At 56.1% G+C, this 18,289-nt stretch carries 11 protein-coding genes; all 11 read right to left on the reverse strand.

The window, feature by feature from the left end; all coding sequences use genetic code 11:
- Nucleotides 1-7: 7 nt before the first annotated feature.
- The 11 genes from OMP38_RS15165 to OMP38_RS15210 all read right to left on the reverse strand — a co-directional run bounded on the left by OMP38_RS15165 (nt 8) and on the right by OMP38_RS15210 (nt 18,233).
- Nucleotides 8-1,639 (reverse strand): type I restriction-modification enzyme R subunit C-terminal domain-containing protein, encoded by a 1,632-nt coding sequence (locus tag OMP38_RS15165; RefSeq protein ID WP_338130571.1) that lies wholly within the window; start codon nt 1,637-1,639, stop codon nt 8-10.
- Between the two features lie 106 nt (nt 1,640-1,745).
- The gene (locus tag OMP38_RS15170; RefSeq protein WP_277565883.1) at nt 1,746-3,359 is read right to left on the reverse strand and encodes a DEAD/DEAH box helicase family protein; all 1,614 of its coding nucleotides are present in this window, start codon (nt 3,357-3,359) and stop codon (nt 1,746-1,748) included.
- Between the two features lie 39 nt (nt 3,360-3,398).
- Nucleotides 3,399-3,944: a restriction endonuclease subunit S gene (locus OMP38_RS15175; RefSeq protein WP_277565884.1), complete on the reverse strand. Its 546-nt coding sequence runs from the start codon at nt 3,942-3,944 to the stop codon at nt 3,399-3,401.
- Complete coding sequence (locus tag OMP38_RS15180) at nt 3,931-4,332, reverse strand: restriction endonuclease subunit S (RefSeq protein WP_277565885.1); 402 nt, start codon at nt 4,330-4,332, stop codon at nt 3,931-3,933. Before OMP38_RS15180 ends, OMP38_RS15175 begins: the two co-directional genes overlap by 14 nt.
- Nucleotides 4,333-4,545: 213 nt before the next feature.
- Nucleotides 4,546-6,015, reverse strand: coding sequence for a type I restriction-modification system subunit M (locus tag OMP38_RS15185; RefSeq protein ID WP_277565886.1), 1,470 nt, complete (start codon nt 6,013-6,015; stop codon nt 4,546-4,548).
- Nucleotides 6,016-6,129: 114 nt separating this feature from the next.
- Nucleotides 6,130-6,774, reverse strand: a complete 645-nt coding sequence (locus tag OMP38_RS15190) for a hypothetical protein (protein ID WP_277565887.1) — start codon at nt 6,772-6,774, stop codon at nt 6,130-6,132.
- A gap of 558 nt (nt 6,775-7,332) precedes the next feature.
- A complete protein-coding gene (locus tag OMP38_RS35875; RefSeq protein WP_420869656.1) occupies nt 7,333-7,587 on the reverse strand; it encodes an SMODS domain-containing nucleotidyltransferase in 255 nt (84 codons plus the stop codon).
- A gap of 140 nt (nt 7,588-7,727) precedes the next feature.
- Entirely contained in the window at nt 7,728-13,307 is a 5,580-nt protein-coding gene (locus tag OMP38_RS15195; protein ID WP_338130572.1) for a GH92 family glycosyl hydrolase, read from the reverse strand.
- The gene (locus OMP38_RS15200) at nt 13,195-13,467 is read right to left on the reverse strand and encodes a hypothetical protein (protein ID WP_277565888.1); all 273 of its coding nucleotides are present in this window, start codon (nt 13,465-13,467) and stop codon (nt 13,195-13,197) included. The genes OMP38_RS15195 and OMP38_RS15200 overlap by 113 nt, the downstream gene beginning before the upstream one ends.
- Before the next feature lie 54 nt (nt 13,468-13,521).
- A complete protein-coding gene (locus OMP38_RS15205; protein WP_277565889.1) occupies nt 13,522-15,180 on the reverse strand; it encodes an S-layer homology domain-containing protein in 1,659 nt (552 codons plus the stop codon).
- The gene (locus tag OMP38_RS15210) at nt 15,177-18,233 is read right to left on the reverse strand and encodes a PA14 domain-containing protein (protein ID WP_277565890.1); all 3,057 of its coding nucleotides are present in this window, start codon (nt 18,231-18,233) and stop codon (nt 15,177-15,179) included. The genes OMP38_RS15205 and OMP38_RS15210 overlap by 4 nt, the downstream gene beginning before the upstream one ends.
- Nucleotides 18,234-18,289: the final 56 nt, after the last annotated feature.

The following is an 18,289-nucleotide window of genomic DNA, read 5'->3' on the forward strand; positions in this document are numbered from 1 at the left end:
AACAAGCTCAGCCCAGCACCTTCACCGCATTATCCTTAATCCGGTTCACAACCTCCACGAGCTGCCGCTGCTTTGCCCCGTCGAACAGCTTGATGAAGCTCATCGGCTTGTCGAACGGAGGCTTGACCAGCTCGGACACCTGATCAATGTAGCCGTTCTGCGCGACGTAGTCGATGACCTTCTTCACGAACACGATCTGCTGCTGGGAGAGCGACTGGTCGCTGATGAACGCGGAGAACGCCTCGTTCGCCGCCTCTGTCTCCAGCTTCGCGATTTTGCGCACAAGCAGGCCGAACGGGGTGTTTTTGTATTCCCGCTCATAGTCTTCCGCGGTGCCGAGCTCGCCCGTGAAGATCCGCTCCAGACTCTCATAGTCGCCGGCCGAGAGCGGCAGGTTGTGACGGAGCTTGTGAATCGCGAGATGATCGCGGTTCCGCTCGATGAAGCGGTTCACCTTCAGCTTGTAGTTTTCGAACTCGTACGCCTGGTACATCGCCTTGCCTTCTTCGACGGCGAGCACCTCATCCGCCAGATTCGTATAGACGAATCGGCTCCCGCCGCCTTCTTCGGCCATGAACTTGATCAGGTCCCGTAGTTCTGCGCGCACCTTTTCAAAGGTCAGCACGTCGGCCGACTGCCAGAATTCGTCCGTCGCGATCGTCTGGATAAGCGCCAGCTTGCTCTTGATTTGCGGGATGGTCGCTCGCTTCGCGAGTTGACCGACCGTCTCGACGAGCTGCTTTTTGCCCCGGTTGAACTGCGCCGTTCCTTCGATCTGCGCCAGCATCAAGCCGTACATGAAGCTGTCGAAGCGCTTGGCATATTCGTCAGCGTCGTCCATGTAGACAACCGGCGCAAGCCCGGCGATCAGGTGCCGCTTGTCCTCGTCGGACAGGCAGACGAACGCGCCAGCATGCTTGAACTTCTCGACATGCTGCAACTGTAGCTTGACCGACACAAGCTCCGGATTCAGCGCGCGGATCTGCTGGAGCACCGTATCTACCATCGACTGGCGGATCGCCTGATAGGCGTCTTCTGCGAATGCCGCTTCTTGCAGATAATGGATCAGACGCACGCGCTTCGCAAAGATCGCCTCGGACAAGCTTTGGGATTCGCTGCCGGGCAGTCCTTCCTTGTGCTGGCGGAAAAACTCGAAGTTGCCCAAATAGTCGAAAATGACGAACCCCGTCTTGTCCTGCCCGTCACCGAACAGATCGCGGCACAGCCGGGTGCCGCGTCCGATCATCTGCCAGAACTTCGTTTTGGAGCGGATGCGCTTGAAAAACACGAGATTGACGATCTGCGGCACGTCGATGCCGGTATCGAGCATGTCGACCGAGACTGCGATATGCGGTTCCTTGGTCTCCACTTTGAAATCGTCGATAAGCGACTGGGCATAGCTGTCCTCGGAGATGATTCGCTTCGCGAACTTGCCGTTATATTGCGGGTACAGTTTGTTGAACCGATCGACGATGAACTGCGCGTGCTTCTTGTTCTGCGCGAATACGATCGTCTTGCCCAGCCGGTCACCGCCCGCCACCTTGATGCCCCGGTTCATCAGCGTCTCGAGCACGTAGTCGACCGTATCCTGATTAAAGATGAATTCATTGACGGCAGGGGACGGGATATAATCCGGCATCTCGCCGTCCTCGTCCGTGAAGTCCTCCTCGTAGCGGGCTTTGTCGGCTTCCGACAGGTCGTCGTATGCGATACCCTTCTCCAGAAACTTCGTCGTCACCTCGATGTTATGATACGGAACGAGCACATGATCGACCTCGACGGCCGTCTCGTAAGGATAGGCATACGTCGGCACGCCGCTCTCCAGCTCGAAGAAGTCGTACGTATTGCGATCGACCTCGGTCTTGGGCGTCGCCGTCAAGCCGACGACGAGACTGTCGAAGTATTCGAAGATCGTCCGGTATTTTTTTAAAAATGCTGCGGTGCGCTTCGTCGACGATAATGAGATCGAAGTGGGCCGGCGTGAAAAGACGCTTGCCGTCGTCAGTCTTGGCCGAGTCTATCGCATTCAGCATCGTCGGATAGGTGGAGAACACGATGCGCGCCGACTTGTCCTCCTTGTTGCTCTGCAGATTGCACAGCGACATGTCAGGCAGATAGTGCTTGAAGTCCTCCTTGGCCTGCTTGACGAGCGCCGTACGGTCTGCCAGGAACAGCACGTTCGTCACGTAGCCGCCGCGTGACAGCACATCGGTCAGGCTGGACGCCGTCCGCGTCTTGCCGGTGCCCGTCGCCATGACGAGCAGCGCTTTGCGATGTCCGGTGCCGATGTTTTCACAAACCGCGCGGATCGCTTCCTTCTGATAGTAGCGGTCGGTGATTTGGTCGTTGATCGGAATGTCGCTTAACGGACGTCGTTCGCTGCGGCGCTGCATGAGCTTTTCCAGATCGGACTTGGAAAAGGGACCGCTCACGCGGCGCTGCGGCGAGGACAGGTCGTCCCACAGGTTCGTCTCGAAGCCGTTCGTCGTGAACATCATCGGGCGTCTGCCCGTCATTCGCTCCAGACAATCGGCATATAGCTTGGCCTGCTGGGTTCCGATCTTCGGATCCTTGGAGGTGCGCTTCGCCTCAATGATCGCGAGCGGCAGGCCATCCCGACCGTACAATACATAATCGGCCTTGCCCGTCTGCTCTGGATTCGGCATGCCGACGAGCGGCACCTCCTCCCGCACATCGTCGCCGAACGTCCAGCCGAGCAGCTTCAGATCGACGTCGATATACTTCTTACGCGTGATGAACTCCGAGACATCCTCCGGCGTGAAGCTGCGCTCCTCTTGGTGCTGCGCCTTGTCCGCTGTGAGCTGCTCGCTCATCGCCGCGATCTTCGCGCGGAGCGCCTCGATCTCGGAGTCCTTCTGCTCGATGAGACTGTCCTTTTCCTTGATGCGGGCTTCGTCCAATTCGACCTTGGCCGCCGGAATCAGCGATTCGGTGAACTGTCGCTCCTCGTAGTTCGCGCCGTAGCAGTAGTCAAGCCATTGGATGAACTCGAACAGAGACGACAAAGACAGCACCGCATCGCTGCGGCTGACTGCTTTGTCCGTATGAACTGCCAGATTGCCCAGCTTCACGATATAAGGCAGCTTGCCCCATGTTCGGTTGTCCATCGCGAAGCGGAAGGACGGTTCATGGATGAGTGCCTGCAGATTGTCCTTGTACGGCATTGTGATCGAGCGGTCCGCTGCATACACCCACTTCACCGCCAGCTCGAACGCCTTGCGGCTCCCCACCGCCGACATAGCGGGGGAAGTCTCCAGCACCCTCTCCGCCTCGATCGCAGCCTCGGCGAACAGCTTGTATTGGGCTTGTCCCTTCAGAAATTCAAAGTTGGCAGCCATCGCGCTACCTCCCGGCTTAGTCGTCGAAATACTTGCTCATCAAGCTGTCGAACAGCAGCTGCGTCTCGTCGATCGCCTGCTTGACGAGGGCTTTTTTGCTCCTCGATTTTGGCGACGATGGCGGCGAATTGGTTTTGGAGGGGGGAGGGGTGGGCACATTATTATTTTTTTCTTTAAATCTTTCATATAAATTGCTTGTTGCGCACTTGCTGATGAAGTATTAGCAATGCGGTCTCTAATCTGATCGTGTCTTAACCAAGCCAATAAGTAACGATTAGTGATAAAACTGATGTTTGGCTTAATTAGAATTACGCTACCCATCAAACTAAATTTTTCGGTAGTGTTATTTATACAAGCTCGTCCAATTGTCGCTCCTCTACTGACCATAAGAATATCACCAAATTCAGGATTACATTTCATAGTAAATTTATTATGATCACTTTCTGAAATATATTTACAATTTGTTAACTCCAATTCATCTTGAATATTATTTGCCATGAGCATTTTAACACCAGAATCTGCGAAAACAGGGTTCAAATGCTCTCCATCAGTAATTTTGCTGCACAATTCATTAATAGTTTTCATATCCCATTTTTTTTTCGTTAATAATCGGGTCGCCAAACATTTCATTAAAAGTTGACTTTGCTAGGTTTTCACAGTCAACAAGCTTCATTTTGTACATATAAACGAGTTCTGAGACAGTCTGTAACGTCTTCGTAATATGATCTTGTTCCACGATTGAAGGCAGTGGAACTAGAATGTTTTCAAGGAAAGCTTTTGGCACCCTTCTCTGTCCTGCACTGCCTGTCATATTTTTTTCAGCTAATTTGCGGAACTTTTCGTGAGATATAACTCTATATATCCATTCACTAGATACTCGTTGCCTCTCAGGCCGCAAGATAAAAAATTCTGTTGAGCCCGCTCCAAATCCATTAACCAGTCCCCGTGCAATCGCTCCCTTTCCATTTTCCATACATGGAGTTATTTTCGCAAAAAAGGATGTCGTCCTCAATGAAATGTGTATAACCACTGCTAACCTCAGAAAATACTCTCTTTTTATCAGTAATGATCCTTCCATCTTCAAATACATTAGACATTGGAATAAAGGATACTTCCATACTCTTTTCCAATGAATTTTTTTGGAGGGTTAATAGCACATATATCTCCCAACTTCACTTTCTCCCACTTACTCACCAAGAAGCCCCCTTAATTCCTCCATCTTGGCGGAAATCTTCACGTTCAGTTCATCCAGCCGCGCCATGATCACTGCCGGCGGATCGTACTCAACCTTCTCATACACAACTTCCTTATACCGATTGATCGACAGATCATAGTCGTTCGCCTCAATCGCCGACTTGTCGATTAAGAAGCTCTGCTCGGTGGGCAGACGGCCAGCTTCGTTCTCAAGATTATGGAAGCGCGCCAAAATATCCGGGATATCATTCGCCGCGATCGGTGAGCGCTTATCATCCAGCGAGTAGCCGTCAGTCTTCATGTCATAGAACCAAACTTTATCGGTACCACCCGCGCCCGTCTTCGTAAAGATCAGGATGGCTGTGCTGACGCCCGCATATGGCTTGAACACGCCGCTCGGCAGCGAGATGACCGCCTGCAGTTGGTGGTTCTCAACGATCTCTTTGCGCAGCGACTTGTGCGCGTTAGTCGTCCCGAACAGGACGCCGTCTGGCACGATGCAGGCGCAGCGGCCGCCCTTGCGCAGCATACGCAGGAAGAGCGCGACGAACAGCAGCTCGGTCTTTTTCGTATTGGTGACGGCCTTCAGGTTGTCGTGGATGCTCTCGGCATCGACCGTGCCGGTGAACGGCGGATTGGCGAGGATCACGTCGTATTCGGCGGAGATAAGATTTTGCTTGGACACGCTGTCCACGTAGTTAATGTGCGGATTCGTAATCGAGTGCAGCATGAGATTCATCGCGGACAGGCGCAGCATCGTGCGGTCCGTGTCGAGCCCGGTGAACATGTCGCCGGCAAAATGGTCCCATTGCTCGCTCGTCATCTCCGCTTCGTAACGCTCGCGCACGTATTCGGCGGACGAGACGAGGAAGCCGGCGGTGCCGCAGGCCGGATCGCAGATCTTGTCCTCCGGCGTCGGTGCCATTAGCCGTACCATCATGTCACGGATATGCTTGGGCGTGCGGAACTGGCCGTTCTGGCCGGAAGTCGCGAGCTTGCCGAGCATATACTCGTACAGGTCGCCCTGCATGTCGAGGTTCTGGATATCATGCTCGTACAGCTCGTCGAGACCCGTAATGATTTTCTGCAGTACCTGCGGCGTCGGGATCAGAAACATCGCGTCCTGCATATAGCGGGAGAAGGCCGAGGCCTCCTGGCCGTTCATCGCCTTGATAAACGGAAATACCTTGGTGCCGACGATATCGAAAATGATGCGGGGATCCTTGGTCTTGAACTTGCTCCAGCGCATGCTCTGCCCGTCTTCGTCCTGTGGGAAGATCTTGTCCGCCTGCTCGCCGCTGATCGCCTCGAAGCTCTCGCGCTCCAACTCTTTCTCGTCGAGCGAACGGATGAACATCAGATAAGTAAGCTGCTCTATAACGGTCAGCGGGTTTGTGATGCCGCCCGCCCAGATGTCGGTCCATATCTTGTCTACTTTGTTGCGCACTTCGCCTGTCAGCATTGTTATAGCTCCCATTCTCTTAGTAGTACATTGGTTGCATTTCGAGTCCTATCTTATCCTATTTTATACCATTACAGAGAAAAAAGTCGCCATTTTTATATTTCAATTGTCTTGTCATTCGATCTGAAGATTGTGTTTGATCTGTTCCCACTTAATGGTTGATGTCGGATTTACATATTTATCAAATATACGGGAGGAAAGCGTAATACCCATGCTTGCTTTAAGAGACTCGTAATACGTAAAAATTTGCAATATTCGAGCGTAAAACTCTGGTGTTTCTTGAATGCCGGTCAAAAATAAATTTCGACAGTCTTGGAATGAACGCTCGAACCCAAACATTAGCACAACAAGCTTTATGAAATTTGTAATAATCGTAGTAGTAAGCAAGGTTTGGGACAGCAAGGCTAGCAAATCAAGCGAAGATTCACGGTTAAGCAACATGAATAACCAAATCACCAAATAGACTAAAATAACGGACAAGTTGCGTTTGACCATTATTGAAGCTGTTCCCTTGGAGTGCAGACTATTTTCAAATACGTTTAATCCCAAACGAACAATAGACGGTACTTGGCGGTTGTTATAATACAAGTTGGTTTCTTCTTCATCTAAACTGACATTTAACGAATTGGAAATCAGATGGGTAGCACGCTTTGTCTCGGCTTTTCTTAAAAAATAGAGGCTCGTCAAATTTGAAAAGAAAGCATACAGGAAGGTAGCTACAACAAAAAAGAATATTAGTCGTATCTCTAACTGTACCATCCTGCAAGAAGAGAACGACAAACGAACTTGCGACTGAAATCCAGAAAAAAATCAATCCGGCCAAATTAGAAGACTGCGCTTGTTTGTAGTACTTACTTAACGAATCGACGCGGGTTTGGCTCATCAGACTCTCACCTCCTAATGGAAATCTGGAATAAGCTTTTTTGATTTCGGATTCAGCTAGATCTCCGCGACCTGCATTTGCATAGGAAACCACGTTCCCGATGATTCGTTTAGCTCGGTCCACTTTATCTTTTTTTTGATTGTGGATCCATCCAACTATAGCTAAGACTAGTAATAGCAGTAACCAGATAGTCCTTAATACTTGTGTCAAAAAAATAATGTCGTTCACTTAATTGCTTTTCCAGAAGGTAGGAGGGATAAGGATATCCGTTTACTACATTCCAACGCTTAACCAGACGAATGAGTGGTTTAATTAAATTCCCATTTTGCTGATTTACTCGGGTCAATCGGGCGTTAAATTGATTCGGATCTGTCTCTATCCACTCACCAAGTGGATTATTCCGGGATGGAATGCATAAAGTTTCCCACCATTTCTTAATAGCTGGAACCAGTTCGAACACTGTCATTGAAAACGACCATTATATCAATGTCCGACTCCTCGTCAGCCTTCCTGGGCAAAATCGTTCCTCTTGTATAGGAGCCAAACACGAAATGTGCGGAAATACTGCTTCCAAAGTAAGTTTGCAATCTCTTTGACAGGGTGGAGATTGAAGTTGTAATTTTGTTACGCTCCTCGTCATTAATGACAAGCAGACTGCTTAATGAACTTAAGTAGGAATTGACCGACATTTCCGTTGCCCCCTTATCTAAGCTGAAATCAGCTTATCAACACGGGACAAATAGATACATGGCGGAAGTATTACAATTCAGATAAATACACAAAAACGCCGCGGCATACCCGAAGGCAATGCCGCGGCGTCTAACCTTACTTAGCCCTTCCTCGAATAAATCATCATGTCCAGATTGCCGATATACAGCAAGCTGGATGTCGTGCTGCCCTTGAATACGACGCAGAGCGTCTGCTTCCCGGTCAGCGTCCGGTTCAGCGCGGCGCCGGCGGTCTTGTACGAGCCCCACCCGCCCCCCGTATTCGGCAGGCTGACCGTGCCGACGAGCTCGCCGTTCTTGTCGTTCAGCCGAATCTCTGCGACGACGTCGGCGGGCACCCGGTTCGTCGGCGCGTCATAGACGATGTCGACGTAATTTTTGCCGAGCGTGCCGAATTCGAGATCCTTGTAGGTCAGCCACGCGCCAGTGAAGGTGTTGCCGACGTTTGTCAAGCCGTTATTGGTCTCTGTCTTCAATGGATCGTTATTAAATGTGTTCTTGTCCGGCGACCACTCGCTGCGGCTCTCGAACTCGACGTTGAGGTCCGGTTCACTGAGCGCGAAGGCCGCGTTGTCGAAGTTGCCGATATACTTGTAGGTGGAGGTCGACGTGCCCGTGAGTACGAAATACACATCCTTTACGCCGGACAGCTTCTTCGTCAGGTTAGCCGTTGCCGTCTTGTATGTTGTCCATCCGGCGGCTGTCGGCGGCGTCAGAACTTTGCCGACCACCTCGCCGTCCGGAGCTCCAAGCCTCACTTCGACCGCCGCATCCGCCGGACAGCTGGCGGTATTGCCGCTATACTCGATCGCGACTTGGTCGACGCCGGCAATGCCGAAGTCCATGCGCTTAAATGCCAGCCACGCGCCGTTAAACGTATTTTTAATCTGCATGCCGCTATTGCCTCTCTCGGTGCCAAGCGGCGAATTGTTGTACGGATTCAACGCGGTCGACCAGGCGTCGTAGCTCTCCAGCTCCAGCTTGGCATAGTCGGTCCGCACCGGCTGCTGCGGCGTCTCGAACGTAAATGCCGCGTTGTCGAAGTTGCCGACGTACGGATAGGTCGAATCCGTCGAGGCGGTAAGCACGAGATAGATGTCCTGGACTCCCTTGAGTGTCTGCGACAGGGAGACCGAAACCGTACTGTACGTTCCCCATGCGCTCGCATTTGGCGGCGTTGCCACCTTGCCAAGCAGCGGACCGTCCACAGCGCCCAACCGTACTTCTACAGCTGCATTTGCAGGTACTCTTCCGCTATTGCCCGAATACTCGATACTAAACTTATTCACGCCTGTATCGCCAAAGTCCAGATGCTTATAGGCCAGCCAAGCGCCGTTGTAGGTATTTGCAACCTGCTTCCTGCCATTGAAGTCCTCGACATTTAGCGGTCGGCTGTTGCCGGGATTCAAGTCGTTCGACCATTCATCGTACTTCTCCAGCTCCAGCTTGGCGTAGTCGCTGCGAAGCTTCCAGTTGGAGAGCGTCATCCGGTCGAAGTTGCCGATGTATGGCAATCCGCTCGTTGTGCTGCCATGCATCACGATATACAGCGTCTGCTTGCCGGCCACGGTCTTCGCAAACTGCGCGTCCGCCGTCTTGTACGACGTCCACGCGCTGCCCGTGCTCGGAAGAGCGACGGTGCCAAGCAATTCGCCGTCCACGCTGCCGAGGCGAACCTCCAGCCTGGCGTCGGTCGGGACCTTCGCGGCTGGAGCCGCGTATTCGACCGTAACGTGGTTGGCGCCTTCGGTACCCAGATCGACATCCGTATACGCGAGCCATGCGCCGTCGAACGTATTGGCGACGACCGTGCCGCCGTTGCCGTCTTCCGTCTGCAAAGGCCGGTTGTTAAACGTATTCACGGCCGCGCTCCACTCGCTGCGGCTCTCGAACTGCACGAGACCGGGCTCCGTCGCCGGCGGCTCGTCCGGCTGAATCGGATCGAGCGGCGGCAGCGGCGGCTTGACGGGAATCGGCAGCGGATCGGGCAGCGGCTCCGGCTGCTCGGGCGGAACTTCGCCCGGCGCGGGCTTCTGCTCCGGCTCCGATACGACCGGCTCGGCGAGCCATAAGGAATCGTAGATGTCGCCGTCAAACGCGTCGACCAGGTATACGTTTACCTTGAACTTTTTGGCGTTTACGTTAAAAATCTGCGATACCTCGAACCCGCCGGCCTCGACCGGCATGGCGCTGCTCACCCAGGCCTGGTCGTTGCCGTCCATCAATTGGATGACCGCGTATGCAGATCCCTCATAATCGCCCTTCAGCGTACCCGTGACGCGGACGTCCATATTGCCTTCACGCCCGACGTCAGCCTGCAGATCATATACGTTCCACTGAATATCCGACGTATAAGCCGCATCGGAGAGCAATGCCGCCCCCGAGGTCACACCCCTCGTATCGTCGGCCTTGATCCTCACCTGCACCTGACCGGCACGGAAGGCGAGCGGTCCGACGGTCTGCGGATTGGCGGTCGCCGGCTTCCAGCTCTGTCCGCCGTTCACGCTGAACTCATAATCCTTGGCCTGTTCAAAGCCGGAAACGTACGTCCAGCCGAACGTATTGGCCGTATCGTCCTGAACCGGCGCGGTCGGCGCCGACGGTTTGACCATCGGAACGACGGCCTCCAGCCCGAGATCGAAGGCAATGTCCGAGCTGGTCGCATTCACCTGGTGAACCTCTGCGGCAAGCACGTTTTGGCCTGCGACCAGGTAAGAAGGATCGATCGAATACACGTTCGTATTGCGCTCGTCGCCGACGGTCGCATTAGCATACGTGCCGTAGCTAACGGCCCCCGACGGCATGTTCGTGCGAATGATCTCGCGCCCGTTCAGGTACACGATCGCGCCGTCGTCGCGGATCAGACTGGCGTTCAGCTGGATCGGGGCCTTGGGATCCGCCACCTCGAACGTCTTGCGGAAATACGTGGTCGGATACTTGTTGTTGGCATCCGGGCCGTAGCTCGTCTTCGTTTTCGCATAGTTTTTGCTGTCGTAGCCGAGCGGCGCCGCACCGGCGGCCCAGCCGCTATCGTCGAACGAGAGTCCCGTCCAGCCGCTTGCTGCCGCCTGACCCTTGTCCAGATACTTCCACTCCGCTCCCGCGGGAACGAGCGTCCGGCGAGCCAGCGCATTGTCTACGGTCGCGCCATAGTCGGCCATCGGCGGAGCTGCGCTTGCGGCAGCGCCCCAGCTCGTATTAGGCGTCGCGCCCATCTCGAACGAGATCGTGCCGCCGGCCATGATGTCGTCGTAGTTGATCCAGGCCTGATTGAAGTCGGCGCCGTTCAGCTTCGCCGATTGAATGAAGCGGTTTTCGCTCGAAACGTTGTTCGCCTTGATCGTGAACGTCTTGCCGCCGTCGAGGTGCAGCGTCAACTCGTCAAAGATCGGCGAGCCGATCAGGAAATACGGATCGCCCGGATTGGCCGGGTAAAGACCCATCGCGCTGTAGACGAACCAGGAGGACATGCCGCCCGCATCGTCGTCCATCGATGGCAGGTAGCCTTCCGGATCGTCGCGGTAGACGCGCGACTGAATCGGATACGCATACGGACCATGGTTGTGATACTTTTGCGTGACGGCTTCCGTCGTGAATTCCCGCGCGTAATACTGGGTCAGGTAAGGGTGCCCCAGGTAGTTAAACAGATATGGAACCTGCAAATCCGGCTCGTTGATCGCCATGTATTCGTCGATCGCGAAGAAATGCTGCAGATCCTGCGCCATCGCCTGCTTGCCGCCCATCAGTTCGGCCAGCCCGCCGACGTCCTGCGGCACGAACCAACGATACGTCCACAGGTTCCCTTGGTAAGCGTACTTGTCCACCGCCGTGACGTCGCCTCTCGCGACCGTCTGGGCGTTCGGGGTGAAAAAGCCGCGCTTGTCGCCTTTTTCGTCCTCCTGATTGGCGTTCCACAGCGATTTGTAAGACAAAGCGATCGCCTTGTACTTCTCGTAGGTCGTCCTGTCTCCGAGCATCGCGGCGAGCTTCATCGGGAAGTAGGCGCTGTACGCCTTTTCCAGCTTGCCGGAAATCTCGCCGTTGCTCACCGTATAGTTGTCCGTGTCGACCGCCATGCCCTGAAGCGCCTTGTACGCGTCGAAGTCGGCGAAGCCCTTCGCGTAGGCGTCCAGAATGACCGCGCCGTTGAACTCGTTGCGCACGGTCGGGCTCGGCCAGTAGCCGTCTCCCCACTGCACATATGAGCCTCTGGTATTGTACAAGTCTACCATCGACTTCACCATGTTCTCGTACCGCTTCGGATCGAGCACCGAATACAACGCATACTTGCGGAAGTCGTCCCAGGTCGACCAGCCGTTGTAATACTCGAAGTCTTCGCCCAGCTCGGCGGCCTGGCGGATCGTGTTCTCGTCCCTGCCCGCGCGGAACGTGCCGCTAGAACTCGTTACGTTTTTCGGATGAAGGAAGGAATGGTAAAGCTGGGTGTAGAACACCCGCTTGTTTTCCTCGTCGTCGTCCTTGATCTCGACCTTGCTCAAAACGTCGCTCCAGGCGCTTCGCGTGCGCTGATGCTGCGCCTCGAAGTCCCAGTCCGGGATGTCGTGCGAACGCTCGTACTTCGCCTGCTCGACGCTGATCGTCGACAGACCGACCTTCGCCTGGACGACGGCGTTGTTTTTCGTGTTAAAGTTCAACCATACGCCGCTCTTGGAGCCGGTACGGGTCGCCACGGCGCCGACCGAATCGCCCTGCCAGGACGAATACGAGTCGAAGTCGTGATCGAATTGGATCGAGTAATAGATCGTATAATAGCCGTGTTCGCAAACGTTTTTGGACTGGATCATGCCGCTGATTTCGTTCGCGCCTTCTACCTTCAGGTTGGCGTCCACCATGCCTGCATAAGAGTTAGACAGATCGACCAGCACCGAGCCGGTATCCGTCCCCGGGAACGTATAGCGGTGAAAGCCGACGTTGTCCGAGGCGGTCAGATCGACCTTGATGCCGCTCGACAGCGTCACGCCGTAATAGCCGGGAGAAGCAGATTCGCTGCGTTTGTCGTATGGCTGCTTGTATTCGCTGCTATTCTTCGTAAAAGAGCGCGTCTCGGGCATCATCAGGATGTTGCCTCCGGCGCCGCTGCAGCCTACGCCGCTGAAGCGAAGCTGGGAGAAGCCCTTCAGGAAGCGGTCCTGATAGTAGTAGCCGCTGAAGGCGCCGCCGTCGCCGTCGGGACCGACGGAAGCCAGGCCGAACGGCATCGTCGGCCCCGGATTGGTCTGCCCGTTGTCGCCGAGCGTGTTGATGAACGGATCGACGTAATCGACGGGCAGCAGATCGGCGGCCGGAACCGCGGGAATCTGGTCCGCTTCGACGCCATAGATCTCGACCTCGTAGAGGCGCGCCGTATTGTTGTCGTAAGCGGCCTGATCGATATAGACGCGGACGTACCGCGCGGAAAACGTCGGCACCTGGCGGTCGACGAGCGTCTGCGCGTTGTTCCGCACGACGTCGATATCTTCCCAGGCCGTGCCGTCGTCGCTGCGTTGAAGGCGGTAGTCTTTCGTATTCCAAAACGGACTGTTCGCAGATTCGCCGATGGCCGCGTTTTTAACGACCCACTGGTTGATATTGTAGGTTTTGCCCAGATCGAGCTTCAGCCATTTCTTTTTTAACCTTGGTATTGTCGCACCATTTGGTCGTGAGCTTGCCGTCGACGGCAGCGGACGCCGATTCGTTGGCGTTGCACTTGCCGGAAGCCGTGGCCGTCGAATTCAGGGCGACGTTCCAGGTTTTCGTATATGTGTCGGCAGCGGTCTCTTCCGCCTGCGCCGCGCCCGGCGCCGCCGACGACAAGACGCCGTACAGCACCAGCGCAGCCATCGCGGCCGCAATCCACCTTTTTTAACATGGGGTTCGAATCCTCCCGCACTTGGATTAGTTCGTGGCGACCGGCAGCAGCCGGTCGATCATCGCGGCGGCTTCGGCGCGCACCACGGGGCTCTTGGGGTTGAACTGCTTCCCGTCGCCTTGCATCAGGCCTTGCGTCGACGCTTGCTCGACGGCTACGGTTGCCCAGGCGGAGATGTCGGCTTGGTCGGCAAATGAAGATTTGCCTGCGCCGATACCTTCTCCGCCGCTCAGGCTGAAGTACTTGGCCGCGCGCACCAGCGCCACCGCCGCTTCCTCGCGGGTAATCTTGTCATTGGGCCGGAAAGCGCCGTCGTAGCCGGACAGAATGCCCAGCGCGGATGCCATGGCGACCGGTTCGGCATAATACTGGCTTGCCGCGACGTCTTTAAACGGCTGGGCCGAACCTTCGGCCGTCGTAGGCGCTTCGCCCTTCCAATCGACCGCGCGCATCAGGATCGTGGCGAACTCCGCGCGGGTGATGCTCCGCGACGGCTCGTAATGCGACGCGTCCACGCCGGTGACGATATGCTTGGCCGCCAACGAACGAACGGCCGTCTCGGACCAATGCGACGCCAGATCGACGAAGCGCTTGTCGTACTGAAGCACGGCATACGTCGAGAAATGCTTCGGCTTAAAGGTAAAGACGCCGTCGCTGACCGTACCGCCCACATACTCGGCCTGTTCGCCGTTCAAGTAATAGACGCCTGCCGTTTGCCGAGAGATCGCCGCTGCCTGCTCGGGCGTCAACTTGATTGTCACCATGGCCGGCTTGCCCAAGTCGTGGATGTCCGAGCTCGCGCTGCCGGACAAGAGCTGGATGTCTACCGAAAGGATGACGCCCGTGGACTTGAAGGACGCATCGGACCGGATCAAGCGATCGAGCCGGCCTTGCATATCGTCCGTCAACGAGGTATTCAGCGTCAGCCGCACCTTGGATTGCGCGTCTCCGGAAGCGGAGATCGCTCCGGCCGGCAGTCGGATCGCGACATCGCCTGCGGACAGGACCAGCTCCCGGTTATTGTCGTTTAGCGACTTGAACGAGGCAGCGGGCAGCTCTAACGGCGTGCCGCTCTTGAGGGCGGCCGCAGGTAGCTCGATCGTGACGGCGCCGCCAGACTGCTTGATGGCGGCGTTCATCGTATCGGCGCCGACGATATAACGGCCGTCTAGCGTGAGCTCCGGCTGCGCGACGGAACCGGATGCCTTGCCGGCTCCCGAAGGAATGGCCGAGCCGTTGGCAGGCGTAGTGCCCGGGTTGTTGTTGCCAGGATTCTCGTTGCCTGGATTCTCGTTGCCGCCGCCGAGCTTCTCGACGACCGCGAACGTTTTTTGCGCCGAGTCCGAGCCGTAGCCAGCGATTACCGTGTAAGTGCCGTATGGGGCCAGATCCGGATCCGACGGAATCGTCAGCGTCTTGGCATAGCTCCCGTTCACTGCCGTGAGCACGTCGACGTAGAAGGTCGTCTTGGCCGGGCTCACGATCTTCACCGCGACCTGCGAGCCGCTGCCTGTGCCCGTGCCGGACAGCGTGATCGTGCCGCCGCGCAGCACCTCCTTCGCGCTTACGGCAAGCTCGAAGGGCGCGGCTGCGTAGCCGGCTGCCGGCGATAGCGCGAGTATCCATAACATGATGGCCGCCACATATTTCTTCACCGCGTTCATTCCTCTCTTTCTCTCCGTCACTGGAGCACCTTCGCTCTCGCCAACTGCTCGGGCAGGCTCAGGTTGTTATCGAACTGATCCAGCACGAGCACCTTCACGCTGTACTGCGCGCCGCTCACGTCGAAGTATTGCGCGATGCTGAGCTTGTCCTTCTTGAGCGGCACGGCGTTGATCAATTGCGGCGTGTCTCCCTTGAGCAGTTGGAACACGACATAGGCATCGCCGTCGTACGCTTCCAGCCGCTCCACCGTAACGTTCGCCTGGAGCTTGTCCCCGCGCTTCAGCTCGCCTGCGATCTGAAACGTATCGAGCTTGCCGTTCACCGTAAACGGCGTATCAGAGAGCAGCGCTTCGCCTGCTGCGGTGCCAACCGTTTCATCGGCTGCAACGCGAACCTGTACTTGGCCGGCCGTATAATCCCGGTCGCCGACCGGCTGCGGATTGGATGTGGCCCGCTGCCAGGAGACGCCGCCGTCGACGCTGAATTCATAGTCTGAAATCTTGTCGTAGTCCGGCACGTTTTTCCAGCCGAACGTATTGCGTCCGTCGTCGACCTTCGGCGCGGTCGGAGCCGCAGGCGCGAGACCCACCGTGCTCGCGAAAGCCGCATCCGAATTGTCGCGCTTGTCCACCGCGCGCACCGCGAACTTGTAGCCCTTGGACGCGCTCGTCCCTTCCACCGTATAGCTGTAGTCGGTCTGGCCGGCGGCCACCGGCACATATACGCTCCAATTGACGCCGAGCTTGCCAGTCGCTTCATAGATCCGGAAACCGCGGATCGCGTCGTCCGCGCTGGAAGCAGGCATGCGCCAGGAAAGCTTCGTTTTGCCGGTTTCCGCAGGGATAGCCTCAAGTCGCTCTACCGCGGCAGGCTTGCTGTCCTTGCGGACGATCGTGTACGTATCGAACGGCTTGTCTTCGCCCGATTTGTAGGAATCGATCGTGAAGCTGTCCTGCGTCATCCGAATACCCGAGTAGATCGGCTTGTACGGCTGCTCGAAGACGGCGGCATAATAGCGATCCACGCCGTTTTTGAGGTCGTAATACTTCGTCCCGGCCGAGTTGTTGATCATATACAGCGTGCCGTCCGGGTTCAGCGGGTTGCCGTTAGCGTCCTTCTGAACGCTGGCGACCGGCTTGTTGTCATACATTTGAAAGGACCGCATGAACGTATGGTCGTGACCCTGCAGCACGACGTCGATGCCCAGCTCGTCGAATGCCGGGTAGAGCATCGTGCGCAGCGCCTTAATATCGTCGTCCTCCGCATGGTTGCCGAGCGAATAGATCGCCTTATGGAACGCGACGACCTTCCACTTCTTGTCCGTCTGCGCGACTTCTCTTTTCAGCCACTCGATTTGCTGTCTGAACGATTCCTTTTGATTGTCGTCCCAAGCCATGTCCATCGTATTCAGCACCATGATATGCGCGTCGCCGTAGTCGAACGCGTATACGCTGCCCGGCGGCAGCGGCTTCTCGATCGAATTGTTCGGATAGTTGAGATGGTAGTAGTAATTGTCGTTATAAGGCCCTTCGTGGTTGCCGACCGCGGCCATTAGCGGCAGGTTCATCAGCAGCTTCTGCGGCTTGCCGAAGTAATCCAGCCACTGCGACTCGAGCGCGCCCGCATCGACCTGGTCGCCGGTCATGACCATGAACTTCGCGTTCGGATAATCGTCCATCGCGTTGCCCAGCGTTCGAGCCCACACTTCGTAATCGTTGGTGTTGGCCCCTTGAGAATCGGTCATGTAGAGGAACTCGTAATTGTGGTCGTCGTTCCCCTCCGTCGTAAAGCTGCCGACCTCGCTCCAGTGCCCGTCGTTGCCTACCCGATACTGATACGCCGTGCCGGGCGTCAGACCGTCGACAAGCACCTTGTGGCTAATAAAGGATCCTGTCGTGGAGCCCGTAATCTTGAGGTTCGTCAACACCCGCGTTTCTTCGGGCTTGCCTACGTAGCGCTTCGCGTCCTGCGAGTCGAATGATTTGCCTGCAGGGACGACTTCGACGATGCTGTCCAAAATGTTGGCCGGCGCCGCATTCGGCTTGTCGTACGGGGTGTACCAGGCGAACGAGCGGTTCGTCTTGGCGCTGCCGTACAGCGACATCGCGATGGCGATCGGCTCGAAGTTCGCCGCCTCCGAGTTGTTGGACGGCGTGAAGCGGAAGGCCGCTACCGGCGTGCCGTCCGACAGCTGCAGTCCCGCTTGGCCGTCATAGGAGACGTTCAGCCGCTGACCGGGTTTCACGACCGTTCCCAGGCTGAGCGTCAGGGACGATGGCGTCGTTCCGGCTCCCGCGGCGAGGAGCTGAATCGGCTGATCGTCGGCTGTCACGGTCAGATGATCCTTCAGTCCGGCCGGCGGCGCGTTTAGTTCCGAATATGTAGCCATCGTGACGCTCATGCCGTCCGCGGGGATGAAGCCCGACACCGGTCCCGCATAATCTTCGGGCAGATAAAACGCCGAGGCCGGCACGATCTCCTTGGCCAAGGTGGGCGTGGACCACCTGAGGTAAAGGTTCGAGCCTCCGAAGTCTTCGAAGTACTCGATCTTGATCTTGTGCTTCGTACCGCCCTGGAGAGAGATCGGCACGCTCGTCTGCTCCTTGTCCCAGTCGTTCACCCAGTGATCGATGACCGGCTGGTCGTCGATCCACAATCTGAAGCCGTTGTCGCCGATCATGTAAAACGTATAATCGCCCGTCTGCGGCACTGCGAGCTGACCTGTCCAACGCGCGTTGGCGTTGTCTTGCTTGCCCGTCAAATTCTGCAGCACAGGATCGAGATTCGTAAAGTTGATCTGCGAATCGATCGTCGTACCCTTGTAGTCGCCGAAGTCGAAGCTGCCCGTGCCGGCAAAATACTCGCCAAGCAGACCTTGGCCCCCCCCTACGGCCTGCGTCGCTCCAATCAGATTCGCGCCCGTCTCCGAAGCGGCCGTTGTCACGGCCTCCGGAGCTCCCGTCGAGTCGTCGTTTCCTGCCGCTTGCACCAGGTAATAGCCTCCGGAAAAAACCGAAGTCCACAGCAAGACAGCCGCCAGAAGACGGCTTGTCCGCGCGGGATTTCTTTTCACTTCCATTCCTCCCAATGAAAAAATCGCCATTCATTAGGTAACCTTACGCGTTGGAA

The organism is Cohnella ginsengisoli (assembly GCF_029525555.1).
GTDB classification, from domain to species: domain Bacteria; phylum Bacillota; class Bacilli; order Paenibacillales; family Paenibacillaceae; genus Cohnella; species Cohnella ginsengisoli.